Source organism: Microbacterium azadirachtae (genome assembly GCF_000956545.1).
Classification (GTDB): Bacteria; Actinomycetota; Actinomycetes; order Actinomycetales; family Microbacteriaceae; genus Microbacterium; species Microbacterium azadirachtae.
Map to the genome: position 1 here is coordinate 20,974 of NZ_JYIT01000086.1, position 19,728 is coordinate 40,701.

Annotated in this window: 22 protein-coding genes; 7 read left to right on the forward strand and 15 right to left on the reverse strand. The window is 71.2% G+C overall.

Going from position 1 to position 19,728, the window contains the following annotated elements; translation table 11 throughout:
- Positions 1 to 505: 505 nt before the first annotated feature.
- From RL72_RS17640 to RL72_RS17660, 5 genes are all read left to right on the forward strand, one after another.
- Positions 506 to 784, forward strand: coding sequence for a hypothetical protein (locus RL72_RS17640; protein WP_045252202.1), 279 nt, complete (start codon positions 506 to 508; stop codon positions 782 to 784).
- Entirely contained in the window at positions 784 to 1,905 is a 1,122-nt protein-coding gene (locus RL72_RS17645) for a GNAT family N-acetyltransferase (RefSeq protein ID WP_082072492.1), read from the forward strand. Before RL72_RS17640 ends, RL72_RS17645 begins: the two co-directional genes overlap by 1 nt.
- Before the next feature lie 149 nt (positions 1,906 to 2,054).
- Positions 2,055 to 2,750, forward strand: coding sequence for an ABC transporter ATP-binding protein (locus tag RL72_RS17650; protein WP_045252203.1), 696 nt, complete (start codon positions 2,055 to 2,057; stop codon positions 2,748 to 2,750).
- Entirely contained in the window at positions 2,747 to 4,063 is a 1,317-nt protein-coding gene (locus RL72_RS17655; protein WP_052674493.1) for an ABC transporter permease family protein, read from the forward strand. Before RL72_RS17650 ends, RL72_RS17655 begins: the two co-directional genes overlap by 4 nt.
- Before the next feature lie 127 nt (positions 4,064 to 4,190).
- On the forward strand, positions 4,191 to 4,652 hold the full coding sequence (locus tag RL72_RS17660) for a hypothetical protein (protein ID WP_045252204.1): 462 nt from the start codon (positions 4,191 to 4,193) through the stop codon (positions 4,650 to 4,652).
- A 22-nt stretch (positions 4,653 to 4,674) separates the two neighbouring features.
- Here the strand turns inward: RL72_RS17660 and mutM are convergent, their stop codons facing one another.
- From mutM to RL72_RS17695, 7 genes are all read right to left on the reverse strand, one after another.
- Positions 4,675 to 5,583, reverse strand: a complete 909-nt coding sequence (mutM, locus tag RL72_RS17665) for a bifunctional DNA-formamidopyrimidine glycosylase/DNA-(apurinic or apyrimidinic site) lyase (RefSeq protein WP_045252205.1) — start codon at positions 5,581 to 5,583, stop codon at positions 4,675 to 4,677.
- Entirely contained in the window at positions 5,576 to 6,289 is a 714-nt protein-coding gene (gene rnc / locus RL72_RS17670; RefSeq protein WP_045252206.1) for a ribonuclease III, read from the reverse strand. Before rnc ends, mutM begins: the two co-directional genes overlap by 8 nt.
- A 14-nt stretch (positions 6,290 to 6,303) precedes the next feature.
- A complete protein-coding gene (gene rpmF / locus RL72_RS17675) occupies positions 6,304 to 6,513 on the reverse strand; it encodes a 50S ribosomal protein L32 (RefSeq protein ID WP_045248451.1) in 210 nt (69 codons plus the stop codon).
- A gap of 32 nt (positions 6,514 to 6,545) precedes the next feature.
- A complete protein-coding gene (locus RL72_RS17680; RefSeq protein WP_045252429.1) occupies positions 6,546 to 7,013 on the reverse strand; it encodes a YceD family protein in 468 nt (155 codons plus the stop codon).
- Between the two features lie 146 nt (positions 7,014 to 7,159).
- Complete coding sequence (gene coaD / locus RL72_RS17685) at positions 7,160 to 7,657, reverse strand: pantetheine-phosphate adenylyltransferase (RefSeq protein WP_045252207.1); 498 nt, start codon at positions 7,655 to 7,657, stop codon at positions 7,160 to 7,162.
- A 90-nt stretch (positions 7,658 to 7,747) separates the two neighbouring features.
- On the reverse strand, positions 7,748 to 9,922 hold the full coding sequence (locus RL72_RS17690; protein WP_045252208.1) for an ATP-dependent DNA helicase RecG: 2,175 nt from the start codon (positions 9,920 to 9,922) through the stop codon (positions 7,748 to 7,750).
- Positions 9,923 to 9,980: 58 nt separating this feature from the next.
- Entirely contained in the window at positions 9,981 to 10,751 is a 771-nt protein-coding gene (locus RL72_RS17695) for an alpha/beta fold hydrolase (protein WP_082072509.1), read from the reverse strand.
- 80 nt (positions 10,752 to 10,831) lie between these two features.
- Between RL72_RS17695 and rsmD the strand changes: the two genes are divergently transcribed.
- Positions 10,832 to 11,422, forward strand: coding sequence for a 16S rRNA (guanine(966)-N(2))-methyltransferase RsmD (rsmD, locus tag RL72_RS17700; protein ID WP_045252210.1), 591 nt, complete (start codon positions 10,832 to 10,834; stop codon positions 11,420 to 11,422).
- Between the two features lie 53 nt (positions 11,423 to 11,475).
- Here the strand turns inward: rsmD and thiL are convergent, their stop codons facing one another.
- Positions 11,476 to 12,510: a thiamine-phosphate kinase gene (gene thiL / locus RL72_RS17705; protein WP_045252211.1), complete on the reverse strand. Its 1,035-nt coding sequence runs from the start codon at positions 12,508 to 12,510 to the stop codon at positions 11,476 to 11,478.
- A 23-nt stretch (positions 12,511 to 12,533) separates the two neighbouring features.
- Between thiL and RL72_RS17710 the strand changes: the two genes are divergently transcribed.
- On the forward strand, positions 12,534 to 13,058 hold the full coding sequence (locus tag RL72_RS17710) for a hypothetical protein (RefSeq protein WP_045252212.1): 525 nt from the start codon (positions 12,534 to 12,536) through the stop codon (positions 13,056 to 13,058).
- Positions 13,059 to 13,086: 28 nt separating this feature from the next.
- Here RL72_RS17710 and RL72_RS17715 read toward each other — a convergent pair whose 3' ends face one another.
- The 7 genes from RL72_RS17715 to leuD form a co-directional block, all read right to left on the reverse strand.
- Positions 13,087 to 13,650: a hypothetical protein gene (locus tag RL72_RS17715; protein ID WP_052674494.1), complete on the reverse strand. Its 564-nt coding sequence runs from the start codon at positions 13,648 to 13,650 to the stop codon at positions 13,087 to 13,089.
- A gap of 129 nt (positions 13,651 to 13,779) precedes the next feature.
- Positions 13,780 to 14,703 carry a LysR family transcriptional regulator gene (locus RL72_RS17720; protein WP_045252213.1) on the reverse strand — a complete coding sequence of 308 codons (924 nt, stop codon included), beginning with the start codon at positions 14,701 to 14,703 and terminating at the stop codon, positions 13,780 to 13,782.
- Positions 14,704 to 14,776: 73 nt separating this feature from the next.
- Positions 14,777 to 15,859 (reverse strand): D-alanine--D-alanine ligase family protein, encoded by a 1,083-nt coding sequence (locus tag RL72_RS17725; protein ID WP_045252214.1) that lies wholly within the window; start codon positions 15,857 to 15,859, stop codon positions 14,777 to 14,779.
- The gene (locus RL72_RS17730; RefSeq protein WP_045252215.1) at positions 15,765 to 16,916 is read right to left on the reverse strand and encodes an NAD(P)H-dependent glycerol-3-phosphate dehydrogenase; all 1,152 of its coding nucleotides are present in this window, start codon (positions 16,914 to 16,916) and stop codon (positions 15,765 to 15,767) included. The genes RL72_RS17725 and RL72_RS17730 overlap by 95 nt, the downstream gene beginning before the upstream one ends.
- A complete protein-coding gene (locus tag RL72_RS17735; RefSeq protein WP_045252216.1) occupies positions 16,906 to 17,658 on the reverse strand; it encodes a lysophospholipid acyltransferase family protein in 753 nt (250 codons plus the stop codon). The genes RL72_RS17730 and RL72_RS17735 overlap by 11 nt, the downstream gene beginning before the upstream one ends.
- A gap of 2 nt (positions 17,659 to 17,660) precedes the next feature.
- Positions 17,661 to 19,019: a UDP-N-acetylglucosamine 1-carboxyvinyltransferase gene (murA, locus tag RL72_RS17740; protein WP_045252217.1), complete on the reverse strand. Its 1,359-nt coding sequence runs from the start codon at positions 19,017 to 19,019 to the stop codon at positions 17,661 to 17,663.
- A 75-nt stretch (positions 19,020 to 19,094) separates the two neighbouring features.
- Positions 19,095 to 19,727, reverse strand: a complete 633-nt coding sequence (gene leuD / locus RL72_RS17745) for a 3-isopropylmalate dehydratase small subunit (protein ID WP_045252218.1) — start codon at positions 19,725 to 19,727, stop codon at positions 19,095 to 19,097.
- Between the last annotated feature and the right edge of the window lies 1 nt (position 19,728).

The window sequence follows — 19,728 nt, forward strand, 5'->3', positions numbered from 1 at the left end:
CTCGGTGGTCGGCGGAGTTCACGGCGTCTACGCTATCGCGACCGTCTCGCGCGGCGGTGCGGGAAACGCCCGAGGTCCAGGGATTTCTGAGTGTCGGCTTGACGCTTCCTGTGAACCTCCGCTAGCGTGACAAACCCGAGCCGAGAAAGGAGGTTGCCGACATGATGAGCACTCGCACCGCATTCACCCCATTCCGTGGGATCGATGCGTCTTCGGCGACTTCCGCCGGCCTCCGCGCGCGTCACGCCGCGTAGCAGGCGCATCCTCCCTCGCCCCGGCCTCCGGCCGGCCTGACGCTTCGTGCGTCTGCGATCCGATCCGCGAACCGCGCGTCGATCACTGATCGCCCTCCCGATCCGGGGCGCCGTGTCCCTGGATCCTGCCGGTCCGCACACCGTGTGCCGGATCCGTCTCCCCCTCCGTGACACGTCGCGGCGTCCTACCGGACGATCCTCGGCGTGGCGCGAAACCGCCTTTCCGGCACGACCAACGAAAGCGAATCACCGTGAACACCGCATTGCACGCTTCGCCTCCCACCGAGTCGAAGCAGCGCGCTCAGAACGAGCGCGACCTGTCCATCCAGCTCCCCCGCGAGGAGGAGCTCCGCAACCTGTCGCTCGCCCAGCGGCTGGCCCTGCGCGTCGCCCTGCATCTCATCGTGCGGACGCGGCACACCGCGCAGGACCGTGCCGAGGACGCGCACCGGAACGCAGAGCGCATCCGCGTGCTCCAGCAGTACGAGGCCGCCCGGCTGGCCGGCGCCGCCTCCCGGCAGGTGCTCTGATGACGACCGCTCAGAACGAGACCCCGTTCGTCATCGACCTTCCCTCCGGCGCGACCCTGCATCCGCTCGTGCTCCCCGCACGGGCGGATGCAGGTCGCGACGGGGCTCTCCTCGCCTACGCGGATGTCCGCAACCGCTGCCTCGAGGAGGCGTCGGGACGCGACGACGACGCCTTCTCCGCGGAGGAGCTGCTGCCGCTGCTCACCTCGGACAGCCACACCACCCGCCGCCAATGGCGCATCCTCCACGGAGAGCGCACGGTCGGCGTGGTCGTCTTCACCGTGCTGCACGATGACGGCGGCGCGACCGCGGTGAGCGTGATCAGCGTGCTGAAGCAGGCGCAGGGCCGGGGCATCGGCACCGCGGTCGCGGCTCACCTGGAGCACCTCGCCCGCACCGAGGGCGTGCGCACGCTCCAGGTCTGGACCGAGCACGTGCCCACGGAGGATCCCGTGCTGGTGCCGCCCACCGGATTCGGGAGCATCCCGCGCGATCACACCTCGAGGTTCCTGCTCGCTCAGGGCTGGACGCTCGAGCAGGTCGACCGGGTCAGCGAATACCGCTGGAGCACGGGCGACGACCAGATGCCGGCCCTCCGCGCGCAGTACGAGACCGCGCAGGCCGCCGCGACCGGTTACCGCGTCGTGCAGTGGCTGCTCCCGACTCCGGACGAACGCCTCGCGGGCTACGCGTGGATGAAGTCGCGCATGTCCACGGACGCTCCGGACGCGGACATGGGCTCCCCCGAGGAGACCTGGGACGCGGACCGCGTCCGCGAGCAGGACGAGCGCTGGCTCGACATGGGATACACGGTCCAGGTGACCGCGGCGGAGCACATCGCCACCGGCGAGCTCTGCGCGTACAACGAGCTCTCGCTGAAGGGCGCGGACGACTCGGTCACCGAGCAGAACGACACCCTGGTGCTCGCCGAGCACCGCGGTCATCGACTCGGCCTGCTCGTGAAGACCGCCGGCCTGCTGAGCTGGCACGAAGGCCACCCTCGCTCCACGCGGGTGATCACGTACAACGCCGAGGAGAACCGTCCCATGCTCTCCATCAACGAGCAGATCGGCTTCGTGCCGATCGGCTACGGCGGCGCGTGGAAGAAGGCGCTGGCGTGACGTCCGTGTCAGCGCCGCTCCGCCTGCTCGCGCTCGCGAAGGGGCATTCTCCGCTCTGAGCGTGCGGTCATCCTGAAGGATGACCGCACGCTCAGGATCTCCGCCTCCAGGCCGACGATCCCGAGATCGCGCCCGGCGAGGCTGGAAGCATGAGCAACACGGTCATCCACGCACACGGCCTGATCAAGGCCTTCGGTCCCACCCGCGCCCTCGCCGGCATCGACCTGGACATCGCCGTCGGCGAATCGGTCGCCATCATGGGCGCATCCGGATCCGGGAAGACGACACTGCTCCATGTGCTCGCCGGGATCACCCGGCCCGACGCCGGACAGGTCGTCTACACGCCGCCGTCCGGTGGTCCCGTCGACGTCAGCGCGCTCGGTGAGTCCGCCCGCTCCCGGCTCCGCCGCGAGTCGTTCGGCTTCGTGTTCCAGCAGGGCCTGCTGATGCCGGAGCTCACCGCGGTCGAGAACGTCGCACTCGCCGCGATGATCACCGGTGTCTCGCGCGCGGAGGCGACCCGGCGCGCCGCCGGCTGGCTCGCCGCCCTCGGCCTGCAGGGCATGGAGGATCGTCGCATCGGCGAGTTGTCCGGCGGGCAGGCGCAGAGGGTGGCGATCGCCCGGTCCCAGGTCACCGGCGCGGGCGTGGTGTTCGCCGACGAGCCGACCGGCGCCCTCGACTCGGTGACCTCGTCCGAGGTGATGGACGCCCTCCTGTGGTCCACCACCGGTCAGGGCCGCACGCTGGTCGTCGTCACGCACGATCCCCAGGTAGCCTCCCGCTGCTCCCGTGTCATCGCCGTCCGCGACGGCCGCGTGCAGAACTCGGCGGTCGCCGCGTGAACGCCGCCACCCTCCGGCTGCTTCTGCGTCTCGCACCGGGCTCGGCGGGGGTGGTCGTGATCCCCGCCGTCGCCTTCGCGATCGTGTCCGCCCTCGTGCTCACCGTCGTGGGTGGCGCACAGGCGTTCTGGGCATGGGACGACGAGTACGCGACGATCTATCAGGTGCTCGCCGCCGTGGCCCTCGTCCTGCTCGTGCTGCCGCTGGCGTCGCTCGGCGGCGCGGCGGCGCGACTGTCGGCCCGCCGCCGCGACGAGCGGCTCTCGACGCTCCGGCTGCTGGGCGTCAGCGGATTCGGCGTCGGTGTGATCGCGGTCGTCGAGGCCACCCTCGTCGCCGCGGCCGGCGTGATCGCCGGCGTCGTGCTCTCGATCGGGATCGCGCCGCTCGTGGGGCTCATCCCCTTCCGCGGCGCGCCGCTGGGCGCCGCCGTGATGCTGCCTCCGCTGACGACCGCGGCGATCGCTCTCGGCACCGTGCTGCTCGCGACGGTCAGCGCCGTCGTCGGTCTGCGGCGGGTGGTGATCTCGCCGCTCGGCGTGCGCACCAGGACCACGCCCCGCACGCCGCACTGGGTGCGGGCCGTCGTGGCGGTCGCCGCGATCGCGGCCGGGTTCATCGCGGGCAACGTGGTCCCCGGCATCGGGGGCACCATCGCGATCATCACGGGTCTCGCCGCGATCTTCGCGGTCGGGCTCCTCGTCCTGAACCTCATCGGCCCCTGGGTCCTGACGGTGGGGGCGCGGATGCAGCTGCGCCGCGCGAAGACCCCCGCGCGCCTGCTCGCCGCGCGCATCGTGCTGGACGACGCCAAGGGCGCCTGGCGCCAGGTGAGCGGCGTCGCGATGTCGAGCTTCATGGCCGTGTTCGCCGGCACCGGCGTGGCCCTGATGAACGTGCTCGGCAGCGAGAACGCACGGACCGACGACCTCGCTCTCGTCGCCGACATGCGGACGGGTCTGATCATCACGCTGGTGGCGTCGTTCCTCATGGTCGCGTGCTCCGTGGCGGTGACCCAGGCGTCCGACATCCTCGACCAGCGCGACCTGCACCGGAGCCTGCACTACCTCGGCGTCCCCGCCGACACGGTGGATGCCGCGCGACGCCGTGCGGTGATGTCGCCGCTGCTGGTGACGTCGCTCGGGGCGGCGCTGTGCGCGGCCGTGCTGATCTTCCCGCTCCTCGGGATCGCGCTGATCACCGCGCCGGTCTCGCTCCTCACGATCGCCGCCGTGCTCGCCGCCGGCGTGGCCCTCGTCTGGATCGCGACGCGGTTGACCCGTCCGATCCTGCTGCGCGCCTTCGCCGGCTGATCCCCGGGGTGCGGTCGCGGCCGTCGTCGTCATCCCGACGGCCGCGACCGACGTCGCAGCGTCACCGCACGGCACAGCTGGGAGAGAATGAGCAGGACCATCGCCGCCCGTACCGAGGAGCCCCTGCATGAGCACCATCGTCGACTTCGTCACCGTCTCGACCGCCGGGCTCGAGTCCTCCCCCGTCGCCGAGGCGCTGGCCGGACTGCGCGCGAACGAGGCCCGCTACATCACCAACAAGTACGGAACGCCGTTCACCGTCAGCACGCCCGACGAGGATCCCGAGACGCTCCGCTGGGTGACCGGGATCCTGCACGACGAGCGCAGCATCGACATCGAGAGCCCGGCGCTGGAGATCAGCGGCTTCGAAGCAGACGGGATCCGGTTCGGCTACGTGTTCTACGCCTCCGGACTCGCCGTCAACGTCATGTACACGCTCGCGGAGGGCGGCAAGCGCGCCGTCGGCTTCAAGCTCTCGCTCGGCATGGACGTCCCGGCCGAGCTGTCGGCCTTCAAGTTCGCGCGGCAGCGCTCGAAGCTCGCCGGCGAGATCCGCGGCTCCTATTTCGTCATCAAGGGAGAGCACTGACAGGGAGGGCCTTGTCGGCCGCTCAGCCTCGTCGTCGCTGGCACCGAGGGCAGTAGTGGCTGGATCGGTTCATGAACGACTCGCGGCGGATCGGGCCGCCGCACCGTGCACAGAGCTCGCCCTCCCGCCCGTAGGCGTTCAGCGAGTGCGCGAAGTAGCCGGCCTGGCCGTTGACGTTCACGTACTGCGCGTCGAAGCTGGTGCCGCCCTCCGCGAGAGCCTTCTCGAGCACCGCCCGCACCTCGGCGAGCAGCCGGTTCACGGCCACGGTCGACAGCGCCGACGCCGGTGTCTCGGGGTGGATCCGCGCCGCCCAGAGCGACTCGTCCGCGTAGATGTTGCCGACGCCGCTGATCACGCCCTGATCCAGCAGCACGCGCTTGATCGCGCTCGATCGGGTGCGCAGTGCCGCGCGGAACGCGCGATCCTGGAACTCATCGTCCATGGGATCCCGCGCGATGTGCGCGACCTGCGAGGGGATCAACGGCTCCACGCTCCCCCAGCCCGCTGCGCGCCCGTCCCCCGTGGGCACGAGCGCGTCGACGGCGAGCGAGCCGAACGTCCGCTGATCGGCGAAGACGACCGCGAGCTCACCGTGCTGCGGATGCTCCACGTACAGCCGGATCCGCTCGTGCCGCTCCGCCGCCGCGTCGGGCCGGCGCAGCAGCAGCTGACCAGACATCCCGAGGTGCCCCACGATCGCCGAACGCGCCTCGCCACCCGTCGCGGCGAGCGGCATCCAGAGGAACTTGCCGCGCCGGGCGACCGTCGCGACCTCGGCTCCTTCGGTGCGCGCGACGAAGTCGGCGGCGCCGGCGGAGTGCCTGGTCAGCGCGCGCTCGTCGTGCACCGCGACGGACAGGATGCGCGCGCCGGTCATCGCCGGCGCGAGCCCCGCCCGGACCACCTCGACCTCGGGGAGTTCAGGCACGGTCGCTGAGCAGCTGCCAGGCGGCCAGGGCGGCGGCCATCTCGGCGGTCTTCTTGCTGGTGCCCGTGCCCGTCGCCGAGAGCTCGCCCGCGGTCACCGTGGCCGTGAAGCGCCGATCGTGGTCAGGGCCGGTCGACGCCACAGCGTAGGCCGGAGCGCTGAGGCCCTGGCGCGCCGAGAGCTCCTGCAGCGCGGTCTTCGGATCCATGGCGGCGCCGTAGCGCTCGGGATCCGCGAGCAGCGGTTCGATGAGGCGCAGCACGAGCGAGGTCGCCTGCTCCGGCCCCGCCGACAGGTAGGTGGCGCCGAAGACCGCCTCCATCGTGTCCGCGAGGATCGAGTCCTTGTCGCGTCCGCCCGTGCGCTCCTCGCCGTTGCCGAGGAGGATGTGCGCGCCGAGGCCGATGCCGCGGGCGACCTCCGCGAGGGCGACCGTCGACACCACGCTGGCGCGACGCTTCGCCAGCGATCCCTCGTCGAGATCGGGCAGCGTCGTGTAGAGCATGACCGTCACGGCCTGGCCGAGTACCGAGTCGCCGAGGAACTCCAGGCGCTCGTTGTGCGGGATGCCGCCGTTCTCGTACGCGTACGAGCGATGCGTGAGCGCACGCTGAAGCAGCTCGGGGTCGATGTCGACTCCGAGCTGCTCAGAAAGGGGGCGCTGCTCCCGGGACCCGCCGGCGGGCGGGACGGGGACTTCTGCCATGATCGACGGATCGATCAGATGTCGGCGACCTTGCGGCCCTTGTACTCGAGGAACAGCTCGGTGCCCTGCGAGTCGGTGACGACCTTCGCCTGGTGCGGGCGGCTGTAGACGACCTTGCCGTTCTCGATGGTCTTGACGAGGGCAGGAGCCTCCGCCTTCCACTGCGCGCGACGCGAGCGGGTGTTGGAACGGGAGACCTTGCGCTTCGGGGGGTTACCGGCCATGGTTGCTTACCTTCTGTGTTCTGGGCGCGCAGCTATTCCGCTGCGTTTCCTTGGTCTGTGATCTGCTGGAGCGCGGCCCACCGAGGATCGACGGGAGCGACCTGCTCTTTCCCGGCGCTTTCGGTCAGCCGCTCACCGGTCTCGGGGTCGAGACCAGGGCAATCCGGCTGACACACCGGCTGAAACGGGAGCGACAGTACGACCGCGTCCCTGACCAGAGTTTCAAGATCCACGTGGTCGTCTTGAACCTCGAAGTCGTTCGCTTCCTCTCCAGGGTACGCGAAAAGCTCCTGAAACTCGACTTCGACAGGCGCGTCGATCGGATTGAGGCATCGTCCGCACTCTCCCCGGTACGTGGAATCGGCCTCTCCGGTCACGAGGATGCCCTCGTGCACGGACTCCAGGCGCACATCGAGGTCGAGCTCTTCGCCCTGCACGACGGAGACGAGGCCCTCGCCCCACTGCTCCGAGAGACGGATCGTCAGACGGTGCTCTCGCATCTCGCCGGGTCGCCGAACGATGTCGTGCACAGGCAGCACGAACGGTCCATTGCGTCGGGTTTTCACCGGTCCACTCTATCGGCTGCACCTGTACGAGGGCCGGGCGGGTCGGTCCGCGCGCCGAGCCTGCGCGGCGTGCTGCGCGCTCAGATCCCGCGGGCGCCCGTGTCCAGGAACCGGGAGACGGCGGGCGGCACGAACGGCGACACGTCACCGCCGAGCGCCGCGACCTGGCGCACGAGAGAGCTGGAGACGAGGGCGTGCGCCGGATCCGGCAGCAGGAACACCGTCTCGATGTCGGCGAGGTGACGGTTCACGATCGCCATGGGCGACTCGTACGCCACGTCGACCTGCGAGCGGATGCCCTTGACCAGCACGCCGGCGTTCACGTCCCGCGCGTAGTCCACGAGCAGTCCCATGCTCCAGGATCCGACGATCACGGTGCCTGCGACACCGGCCTCCGCGATCGACTCCTCGAGGAGGGTCAGACGCTGGGCCACGGGCAGCATGGCCTGCTTGTCAGGGTTGTGCACGACGAGCACGTGGAGCTCATCGTAGAGCGCGGCGGCGCGTCGGATGACGTCCAGATGCCCGAGGGTGGGCGGGTCGAAGGAACCGGGGACGACGGCGATCCGAGCGCTCACTTCGTCTCCTCACGTCGCTCAGTGCATCGCATGCGCCTCAGCCTAGCGGCGCGATCCTCTGCAGACGCCGAGTCGGCCGGCCCCGAGTGCTCAGTTCTTGGCGAGCGCCGCACGATCCTCGATGCTCAGGCGCTGCGCCATCGCCTCGCGGAGGCCCTCATGCCGCTCGAGCGCGGGATCCGCCTCGATGACGTCCTCGGCGATGGCCCTGGCCTGCGCGATGAGATCCGCGTCCTTGATGACGCGCAGGAGCTTCAGCGACGACTTCGCGCCGGACTGCCGGGCCCCGAGCACGTCTCCCTCGCCGCGCAGATCGAGGTCGACCTCGGCGAGCACGAACCCGTCGAGGGTCGCGGCGACCGCGTCGACCCGATCGCGCGCAGGAGTGCCCTGCTCCGCCTCGGTGACCAGCAGGCACAGACCGGGCACCCCTCCGCGGCCGATGCGCCCGCGCAGCTGGTGCAGCTGCGAGACCCCGAACCTGTCGGCCTCGAGGACGATCATGGTCGAGGCATTGGGCACGTCCACGCCGACCTCGATCACCGTCGTCGCCACGAGCAGGTCGATCTCGCCGCGGGCGAAGGACTGCATGATCGCATCCTTCTCCTCCGCCGCCATCCGGCCGTGGAGCCCGGCGACGCGCAGCGAGCCCAGCTTCGGGTGCGTGGCGAGCGCGGCCAGCAGCTGGACCACGCCCCACTTGGGTCCCCGGCTCTCCTCCTCGTCCTCGAACCGCTCCTGGTCGGCCTCCTCGGCCCCGTTGTCGGTATCGATCGCGGCGCACACGGCGAAGACCTGGCGTCCCTTCGCGATCTCCTCCGCCGCGCGCTCCCACACCCGGGCGAACCACCCGGGATGATCGGCGAGCGGAGCCACGAAGGTCTCGATGCCCGCCCGGCCGCTCGGCATCGTGCGGATCACCGAGGTGTCGAGGTCGCCGAACACGGTCATCGCGACGGTGCGCGGGATCGGCGTGGCCGTGAGGACGAGCGCGTGCGGGCTCGTGCCCTTGGCCCGCAGCGCCTCGCGCTGCTCGACGCCGAAGCGATGCTGCTCATCGACGACCACCAGGCCCAGATCGGCGAACGTGGTCTTCTCGCCGAGGAGGGCGTGCGTGCCGACCACGATGAGCGCCTGCCCTGCCGCGACCCGGAGTGCCGCCTTGCGCCGTTCCGGCGCCGACATCTGGCCGGTGAGCAGGGTCGGCATCACGAGCGGCGCGAGCGCGGGGCCGAGCATCCTGGTGATCGAGCGCAGATGCTGTGCGGCGAGCACCTCGGTCGGCGCGATGAGCGCCGCCTGCCCGCCGGACTCCGCGACCTGCAGCATCGCCCGCAGCGCCACCAGCGTCTTTCCGGATCCGACCTCGCCCTGCACCAGCCGGTTCATCGGCGCCCCGCCGATGAGATCCGCCGCGATCGTCTCTCCCACCGACCGCTGGTCCTCGGTGAGCTCGAAAGGCAGCGAGGCGTCGAAGCGCTCCAGCAGGCCGCCCGGCCGCGCCGGACGGGCCGTGGCGTCGAGCATCCGCACCAGGTAGCGCTGCTGCACGAGCGCGGTCTGCAGCGTCAGCGCCTCCTGCATGCGCAGGGTGCGGATGGCGGGCGCGATCTCGTCCTTGGTGCTCGGCCGGTGCACGCGTTCGAGCGCCGTGCGCGCGTCGAGCAGCCCCTCCTCCCGGCGCACCTCGTCGGGAAGCGGTTCGGCGACCGGGCCGAGCTCATCCAGCACCGTGCCGATCATCTTCTCGATCTGCCAGGTGGTGAGGCTCGCGGTGGCCGGATAGATCGGCAGCGGCGTGGAGACCAGGACGTCGGCCTGGGTGCGCGCGCGCAACTCGTCGTCGAACATCTCGTACTGCGGGTGCGCGAACTGGGTGACCCCGCGGTAGTCGCCGACCTTGCCGGTGAACACGCCGCGCCGGCCGACGCGCAGCTCCTTCTCACGCCACTCCAGCTGTCCCCGGTACTTGGCGAAGAACGTGAGGACCATCCGGCCCACGCCATCGCCGATGTCGACGGTCATCATCGCGCCGCGGCGGTTCTTCATGTCGCGCACGCTCACCGACATGACCTCGGCGACGATCGTGACGGTCTCGCCCTTCGGCAGATCCAGGATCGGGGTGAGCTCTCCGCGGTTGGCGTACCGGCGCGGGTAATGCGTCAGCAGATCGCCGGCCGTGACCATGCCGAACGCCTTCTGCAGCGCTTTCGCGTTGCCGTCGCCGACCGCGACGGCGAGCGGCGAGTCGAGGCGGAGCGGCATGCTCAGAGTCTACGGCGGAGGGCGGACGCCGCTCCCCCGCGCTGCCGGCGGAGCCGGGTCAGTCCTCCTGGAGGAACTCCAGGGCGGCCTCCCGGAACGCCTTCGCCCCCGGCGCGTTGAAGTGATGCCGGCCGGGGATCTCGAAGAACCGCCCCTGCGGCGTCGCCTCCGCGAGTCGCACGGAGCCGGCGATCACCGAGTCCTCGGAGCCGGTGGCGAAGAGCACCGGCTGCGTCGGCGCGGTGGCCGGATCCGGATCCATCGAATCCGACTCGCGCATCCCCTGAGCGAGCGCGATCAGCGCGCTGAGGTCGTTGCCCGGCACCCGCTCCGTGAGGGCGATGTAGTTCTGCGTGACCCGGTCCGTGACCGGCGTGCCGTCATCGATGAAGCGGCGGACCTGGTCCAGATCCAGCCGGCCGAGCGGGATCCCGTCCGGCACGCCGCCGAGGACGGCTCGCGGGATGCGGTCGCCGAGATCGCGCAGCACCTGCCACCCCACGCGTGCGCCCAGCGAATAGCCGACGTAGAACGCGTCGTCGACGAGGTAGGTGTCGAGCACCTGTTCGACATCCGCCGCGAGCGTGCGCACGTTGTAGCCGGCCGCCTCGTGCGGCTTCTCGCTCGCCCCGTGCCCGCGCTGATCGACGCCGAGCACGCCGTAGCCGGCCTGCTGCAGCATGCGGATCCACCCGGTGAGCACCCAGTTGTCGCGCGTGCTGGAGGCGAAGCCGTGCACGATCAGCACCACGGGACCTTCGAGATCGCCCCAGACGTAGGTGGCGATCGCGACGCCCTCCCCCGCCTCGATGAACTGGGGCTGCGGCATACGGGTCAGATCGGCGAGGCTCTCGGGCACGCTCCTATCCTGCTCCCTTCCCCGCCCTCCGCGGCGCATAGGGTGAACGGATGACGAGAATCATCGCGGGCGCCGCGGGCGGGACCCGGCTCGACGTCCCCGGTCAGGGCACGCGCCCGACGAGCGATCGGGTGCGCGAGTCGCTCTTCGGCGCCCTCGAGTCGATGGACGCGATCGGCAACGCGCGCGTCCTCGACCTGTACGCCGGATCCGGCGCGCTGGGCCTGGAAGCGCTCAGCCGTGGCGCACGCAGCGCCGTGCTCGTGGAGCGCGGACGTCCTGCCGCCGCCGTGATCCGCCGCAACGTCGCCGCGGTGCGGAAAGCCCTCGCGACGTCGACGGACAGCGATGCAGGCGCTCGGGAGCCGACGGTCGTCGAGAGCGCCGTGCACGCCTACCTCACTCGCGCGACCGGCCCCTTCGACCTGGTGTTCACCGATCCGCCGTACGACCTGTCCGACGCCGACATGACGGCCGACCTCGTCGCGGTCGCGCCGCTGCTCTCCTCGGACGCCGTCGTGGTCATCGAGCGGGCACGTCGGGCGACCCCTCCGGACCTGGGCGCCGCGGGCCTCTCGCTGATCCGCGAGCGCTCCTACGGCGACACGGCGCTGTGGTGGGCGGAGCCGTCCACCCGGTGAGGCGGCTGTGTTGCGCAGAGGCCCGCTGACCGTGCGCACCCGGGCCGTCCCGCTCAGTCGCTGACGTCGGCGCCCGCGTCACGGTACGGATCCCAGCCGAGGGCGCCCACCGGTTCGCCGTCGTACAGCACCGCGGCCCCGTCCTGCCGCGGCACGACCGATCCGATGCGTCGGAATCCCGGCGGCAGCGCTCCCGCGGGGAACGTGGCCAGCAGCGCGTGGTCCTCGCCGCCTGCCAGCGCGCGCCGCGGGTGTGCGCCGAGGGCCGACTGCTCGAGGGCGATCGTCACTCCGGACGCGTCCGCCATGCGCCCGGCATCCAGTGCCAGTCCGTCGGACACGTCCATCATCGCGGTCGCGCCGGCCAGTGCCGCGACCGGTCCGAGACCGATCGGAGGCACGGGCCGCAGCTGCGCCGCGATCGCATCCGCCTCGCCCTCGCCGAGCACGGCGGGATCGACCGCCACCGCCGCCCCCGCGGGATGGAAGCGTCCGAACAGCACGGAGAGCCCGTGCGCCGCGTGCCCCATCTCGCCCGCGATCGCGACGTCCTCTCCCACGCGCGCGCCCGCGCGGGTCACCGCAGCCCGCCCCTCGAGGTCGCCGAGGGCCGTTACGGCGATCATCAGCGTCGCCGACGCCGTCAAGTCGCCTCCCACCACCGCGCATCCGGGCGCGAGGGCCTCGCAGGCGTCGCGGAGGCCGTCGGCCACCGCCGCGACGAACGACAGCCGCCGGTCCTTCGGCACGGCAAGGGCGACGAGCAGCGCCGTGGGGCGGGCCCCCATCGCCGCGATGTCGGCCAGGTTGACCGCCGCCGCCTTCCAGCCCAGGTCGTAGCCGCTCGACCAGGCCGCCCGGAAGTCCGGCCCCTCGACCAGGGTGTCGGTGGTCGCGACCACGGATCCGGAGGGAGCTGCCACCACGGCGGCGTCGTCGCCGGGGCCGAGCAGCGCGTCGCGGCCCTCCGGCGTCCGCGCGAGGATCGTCCGGAGCACGCGCCCCTCACTCACCTCGCCGACCGTCGGATCCTCGGATCCCACGACGTCCGTGGCTCCGACGGGTCCTGGAGCTGAAAGATCCACCATGACGTCAACGGTAGCCTGGAGGGATGCCCCGTCGTCTCGCCGTCGTCCCCGTCCTCGTGCTCGCGGCCGGACTGCTGGCCGGATGCAGCTCGACCGTGCATCTCGATGCGGCGGACGACGCGAACGACCCGCGCTGCGCGGACGTCACGGTGCGCCTGAAGAACGTGCCGTCGATCGATGGGCACGACCGGCGCTGGACCGACGCCCAGGCGACGGCGGCGTGGGGCGATCCCTCGGTGGTGCTGCTCACGTGCGGCCTGCCCGAGGCGGAGCCCACCAGCACCCTCCAGTGCATCTCGCTGCAGGGGATCGACTGGCTCGTCGACGACTCGAAGAGCCCGTACCTGACGCTGACGACCTACGGCCGCAAGCCCGCCGTGCAGCTCTACATCAACAGCAAGCCGGACGAGCCGAACAAGGGCGTGAGCGCCAACGACGTCATCGGCAACAAGAGCCTGGCCGCGGCGATCGCGACCATCCCGGCCACCCACGCGTGCACCGAGCGGCCCGGCGCCGAGAGCACGCCTGCGCCGAGCCCGGCCGGCTGACCGTCGATCGCACGGCCACGCCGGAGGCTCAGGCCGCGCCCGAGTGCACGGTCGCGTCGATACGCTCCTGATCCGCCGATGTATCGCCCCACGGCCTCTGCAACGCGATCTCCGCGAGCGCCGGGATCCAGACGAGGCTGCCGAGCTGGATCGTCAGCCAGGCGCCGTGCGGCGTCCCGACACCGACGAGGAGGGCCGCGCCGACCGGCACCCCGATCAGCAGGATCAGCGAGGGGATGCCCGCCAGCAGCCGCACCCACCGTCTGCTCCGTCGGGAGAACAGGAACCCGGCTCCGACGAACGCGCCCAGCAGCGGCAGCGTCGCGGGGTCCGCGACCATCGCGAACGGCGCCAGGGCCAGCCATGCAGCGCCCCGCCGCCGGCCCGCGATCCGCCGGGCGAACGCCCACCCGAAGAGGACTCCCATGGCCGTCCCGGGGATCAGGATGAACCCGAAGGTGCCGAGCCAGTGGAACTCCGAATCGGGGCCGGCCAGCTGCGCCATCATGCCGCGCATCGACGCGGCCCAGGCCAGGCCGGCGATCGCGCCCGCCCCGATCGCCGGCAGGACCTGCCGAAACGAGGATGACATCGCCACTCCTTCCCGCCCGGGGACGCCGCACCGCGCGTCACCGGGCCTCGCTCACGGTCTACCAGGAGAGCCCGCCACGAGGAGGACCGTTTCCGGGAAGGAAACGGTCCTCCTCGCGATCTGGAACGCTCAGGGCCAAGCGGGTTCCGCCGCACGCGTGATCGTCTCCGTGAAGTCGGAGAACAGCCGCACCATCGCCAGGAGCTCGGGCCGTACATCCTCCGCACGGTGATGCATCTGGTATCCGCAGGCGGGCACGCCATCGAGCTCCACCCGGCGCAGCGCCGGCGGCAGCGCTCCCGCCAGCGCCGCCGGGATGACCGTGATCCCCCGTCCGGTGAGCAGCTGACCCGCGACGTCGGAGGTGCGCGATGCCGGCAGCCGGACCAGGACGGCGTCGGCGAGCGGCCGGACATCGGCCAGGACGAACGGATCCATGTAGCTCGCCGGCAGCTCGGGCGAGTACAGCAACGGCTGCCGGGCGAACTCGGCGACCGGGACACTGCGCCGGCGTGCGAACGGGTGCCCCGCGGGAACCAGCCCGACTCGCCGCAGCTCCCCGAGACGCGTCGACACGATGCCCTCGGTCTCCGAGACGCCGAACGTGAGCACCGCATCCACCCGTCCCGCGACGAGGTCGGGATCGAGCCGGTCGAACAGTGTCGGCACGAGGACGACCCCGACGCCGGGGTGGGCGTGCGACAGGGCCAGCTCGAGGGTGGCCAGCGCCGCGGGCAGGAGCGGTGCCACCGCGTCCACCCCGGCGGGGACGGCCACGCGGAGCCTCTCCGCGGGCTCCGCGGCGACCGCGAGCTGAGCGGTCTGCACCGCTTCCAGCACACGCGGCGCGAACTGCAGGAATCGGCGACCGGCCGGGGTGAGCCCCAACACGCCCCCGGAGTCCCGCTCGAGGAGAGGGATCCCGAGCTCCGCCTCCAGCCGCTGCACACGCTTGGTCACGGCGGAGACCGACACGCCCAGCTCGGCCGCGGCGTGGCCGAAATGGCCGTGCCGGACGACCGCGAGGAAGGCGGTCAGCGTGACGATGTCCACCGCATCCTCCCTCGGCGCCGGTGTCGCAGAGCGCCAGGATGCTCCTTCGCGGGCGAACGCGCAAGGCGTCGGGTCAGCGGCGCAGGCCCGCCTCGATGAGCTCGGTGATGAGGTCGCGGTAGCTGAGCCCGGAGGCGATCCAGCACTTGGGGAACATCGAGATCGGCGTGAACCCCGGCATCGTGTTCAGCTCGTTCACCACGAGGGAGCCGTCCGCCTGCAGGAACATGTCCACGCGGGCGAGCCCGCGCCCGTCCACCGCCTCGAACGCACGGACGCCCGCGTCCTGGATCGCGGCGATCTCCTCGGCCGAGAGCTCGGCCGGGCACACCACGTCCACCCCGTCGCCGCCGAGGTACTTGCCCTCGAAGTCGTAGAAGCCGCGGGAGGTCAGCACGATCTCCCCCGGCACCGAGGCCCGCGGGCCGTCCGCGCCCTCGAGGATGGCGACCTCGATCTCGCGCCCGACCACGCCCGTCTCCACGAGCACCCTGTCGTCCTCGGCGAGGGCGATCCGCATGGCCTCGTCGAGCTCGGCGGGATCCGTGACCTTGGAGACGCCGACGCTCGAGCCGGCACGGGCAGGCTTGACGAACAGCGGCAGGCCGAGCTCGGCGACCGCCGCCCGCACGCCGTCGGGGTCCTGCGACCACTGGCGCGCCCGCACCGTGATCCACGGCGCCACCGCGATCCCGGCCGCCTGCAGGGCGATCTTCATGAAGTGCTTGTCCATGCACAGCGCGGAGTCCAGCACGCCGCCGCCGGCGTACGGCACCTCGAGGGTGTCGAAGTACCCCTGCAGCGTGCCGTCCTCGCCGTGCGGGCCGTGCAGCAGCGGCAGCACCACGTCGATCGGGCCGAGGTCCTCCCCCGTGCCGTCGGCGCGCGTCACGCGCAGCGTGCGGACGCCACCCGGCTCCGGCCACTGGATCCGCGTGCCGTTGTCGACCACCTCCGGCAGATGCGCGGCGTCGAGCGGGAACTTGTCCGGCTCGTCGTCCTCGAGCACGAACGCGCCCTCGCGGGTGATCCCGACGGGGATGACGGCGTAGCGCTCCCGGTCAAGGGCGCGCAGCACCCCTCCCGCCGTGGCGGAGCTGATCGAATGCTCGCTGGAGCGCCCGCCGAAGAGCACCACCACCGTCTGCTTGTCCATTGCCCGTCCCTTCCCCCTGAGGGGTGTCGTCGTCGGTGGTCAGATGGGGGGCGATGTCGCGCGGATCCATGGCGCCGTCCAGCACCATCTTGACCTGCTCGACGATCGGCATCTCCACGCCGGCGGCGCGGGCCAGCTGCAGGATCGGCGCGACGGAGGCGAGCCCCTCGGCCGTCTGCTGCATCTGCTTGACCACGTCCTGGAAGCTGTACCCCTGGCCGAGCAGGCGCCCGGCCGTGTTGTTGCGACTGAGCGGCGACTGGCACGTCGCGATCAGATCGCCGAGCCCGGCGAGCCCCTGCAGGGTGCCCGGCTGGGCGCCGTTCGCCACGGCGAAGTCGGTCATCTCGACCAGGCCACGGGTGATGATCGACGCCTTCGTGTTCTCGCCGTAGCCGACGCCGTCGACGATGCCGATGGCGACGGCGATCAGGTTCTTCAGCACACCGCCGAACTCGGTCCCGATCACGTCGGTGTTCACGAAGCTGCGGAAGTAGCGGTTGCGCGCCGTGCGGGCCACGATGTCCGCGGTCTCCTGGCTGTTGGAGGCGATGACCGCGGCAGTCGGCTGCTCGCGGGCGATCTCGAGTGCGAGGTTGGGCCCGCTCGCGACGGCGATCCGGTCGGGATCGCAGCCGAGCTCCTGCTCGATGACCTGGCTCATCCGCAGCCCGGTGCGCTTCTCGACGCCCTTCATCAGGCTGACCACGGGCACGTCCGAGTTCTGCAGCAGCGGACGCAGCGCCTTGAGGTTCTCCCGCAGGGTCTGGCTCGGCACCGACAGATACACCTGCTCGGCACCGCGGATCGCCTCGTCCAGGTGGTGCGTGGCGGTCATCGTGCGCGGCAGGTTGATCCCGGAGAGGTACTGCGAATTGCGCTTCGCCTCCGCGATCTCGTGCGCCAGCTCCTGCCGTCGGGCCCACATCGTCACCTGCGCGCCGCCGTCGGCGAGGATCTTGCCGAAGGTGGTCCCCCAGCTGCCCGCGCCGATCACCGTGACACGGGGACCGAGGGGAATCGTGGCGGTGCGCGGGGCCGCGTTCCTAGGAGTCAAGGCGTCCCGTCTCCTTCTGACCGTGCTCGGCGGGATTCCACCGCTGCGCAGGCGCCTTCTCGCCGCGCACCTCTTCGAGAAGCGCGGTGATCGCCGTCATGAGCCGGTCGGTGGCCTCGACGAGCGCGGCGTTCTCGCCCGCCCGGTCGTACAGGTCCGAGATGTCGACGGGATCGCCGATCACGACGTCGATCCTCTTGCGCGGCGGCCAGAGGCTCAGGCCCTTCTGGTAGCGGCCCATGATGTTCTGGGTGCCCCACTGCGCCATCGGGATGAGCGGGATGCGCCCCGCGAGGGCGAGGCGCACGGCGCCCGACTTGCCGCGCATCGGCCACAGGTCGGGGTCGCGCGTGAGCGTGCCCTCGGGGTACACGATCACGCCGCGGCCGTGCTCGACGAGCTCCTTGGACTGGGCGATCGTCTGCTTGGCCGCCGCGACCGATGTCGCGCGTGCCACCGGGATCATCCCGGTGCCGCGCAGGGCCCAGCCCAGCACCGGCACCCGGAACAGGCTCTCCTTGGCCATGAAGCGCGGCGCACGACCCAGCCGCCACACGGCGACCGCGACGATCAGCGGATCGAACTCCGAGTAGTGGTTGGGTGCCAGCACGTAGGCGCCGGAGCGCGGCAGCTTCTCACCCCCGCGGAACCGGATCTTCGCCAGGAACGACACGAACGGCACCACGAAGACCGCCAGGAACCAGAACAGGCTCGGGCGGGTCTTCTCGGCGGTCGCGCGCATCCTCAGCCGATCACGTCGAAGTCGGCGCCCAGCGCGGTGAGCTTGTCGAGGAACTTCTCGTAGCCGCGGCTGAGGATGTCGACACCGGAGACCTTCGACTCGCCGGTCGCGGTGAGCGCCGCGATGACGTGGCTGTAGCCGCCGCGGAGGTCCGGCACCACGATGTCGGCGCCGTGCAGCGGCGTCGGGCCCGTGATGACGGCCGCCTGCTCCAGATCGCGACGGGCCACACGACGCGGACCGTCCTGCAGGCCGTGCGGGTGCACGACGATGTCGGCCCCCATCTTCACGAGAGCCTGGGTGAAGCCCATCCGGTTCTCGTAGACCGTCTCGTGCACGACCGAGCGCCCGTGGGCCTGCGTGAGGGCGACCACGAGTGGCTGCTGCCAGTCGGTCATGAAGCCGGGGTGCACGTCGGTCTCGACGATCACCGGCTTGAGCTCGCCGTCGCGGCGGAACAGGATCCCGTCCTCGCGCACGTCGAACCAGCCGCCCGCCTTGCGGAACACGTTGAGGAACGTCAGCATCTCCTGCTGCTTCGCACCGCCGACGAAGATCTCGCCGTCGGTCGCCAGCGCGGCGCAGGCCCAGGAGGCGGCCTCGTTGCGGTCGAAGATCGAACGATGGTCGTAGCCGCGCAGCGTGGAGACGCCCTCGATGAGGATGACGCGGTTCGGCTCGTAGGAGATGATCGCGCCCATCTTCTGCAGCACGGCGATCAGATCCATGATCTCGGGCTCGATGGCCGCGTTGCGCAGCTCGGTCTGCCCCTGGGCGCGCACCGCCGTGAGGAGCACCTGCTCGGTCGCCCCCACGCTCGGGTACGGGAGGTGGATGTTGGCGCCCTTCAGCCCGTTCGGAGCCGACAGGCGGATGCCGCTGGGCAGCTTCTCGACGACCGCGCCGAACTTGCGCAGCGCGTCGAGGTGGAAGTCGATGGGGCGGTCGCCGATGCGGCAGCCGCCGAGGTCGGGGATGAACGCCTGGCCCAGGCGGTGCAGCAGCGGGCCGCAGAACAGGATCGGGATCCGGGAGGCCCCCGCGTGCGCGTCGATCTCCTCGAAGTGCGCCGACTCCACGTCGCTCGGGTCGAACACCAGGGCGCCGGGCTCGTCGCCCTCGGTGACCCGCACGCCGTGCACCTCGAGCAGCGAGCGCACCACGGCGACGTCGCTGAGGTCGGGGACGTCGCGGAGCGTGCTCGCGGTCTCACCGAGAAGGGTCGCGACCATCGCCTTGGTCGCGAGGTTCTTCGCCCCCTTCACGTCCACGCGGCCGTGCAGTGGACGCCCGCCGCGGATTGCCAGGACATCGCCCGAAGGCTTCGAAGCGAGCGTGGTCTCGTGCAGCGGTGTCGTCATTCAGGGCCTCTTCTTGTGGAACGGGCGCGGCCGGAGCCGCCGGGCGGTTGCCCTGGGCTCACGGCCGCGTCCGGTTCAGAGAACAGGAAGCGTACGCGGCCGCCACGACTCGCGGCGGGCCTCGAACTGCGCGATCTTGTCTTCGTTGCGCAGCGTGAGCCCGATGTCATCGAGCCCTTCGAGGAGCCGCCATCTAGTGTAATCGTCGATCCCGATGGAGGTCTGGAAGACGGGCTGGTCCGTCGCCTGTCCCGAGCGTGTCGAAGGGCCGATCGTGGCGGTGCGCGCCTCGAGGTCGACCGTGATCTCGCGGCCGGGATCCTCGTCGATCAGCGCCCAGATCCGCTCGACGTCGGCCTCGTCGACGGTGGCCGCGAGCAGGCCCTGCTTGCCCGAATTGCCGCGGAAGATGTCGGCGAAGCGCGGGCTCAGCACCACCTTGAAGCCGAAGTCGCGCAGCGCCCAGACGGCGTGCTCACGGCTGGATCCGGTGCCGAAGTCGGGGCCGGCGACGAGCACCGACGCACCCTGGAACGGCGCCTGGTTGAGCACGAAGTCGGGGTCCTGCCGCCAGGCGTGGAAGAGCGCGTCCTCGAATCCGGTCTTGGTGACGCGCTTGAGGAACACCGCAGGGATGATCTGGTCGGTGTCGACATTCGAGCGCTTGAGCGGAGCGGCGACTCCGGTGTGCGTGGTGAACTTCTCCATG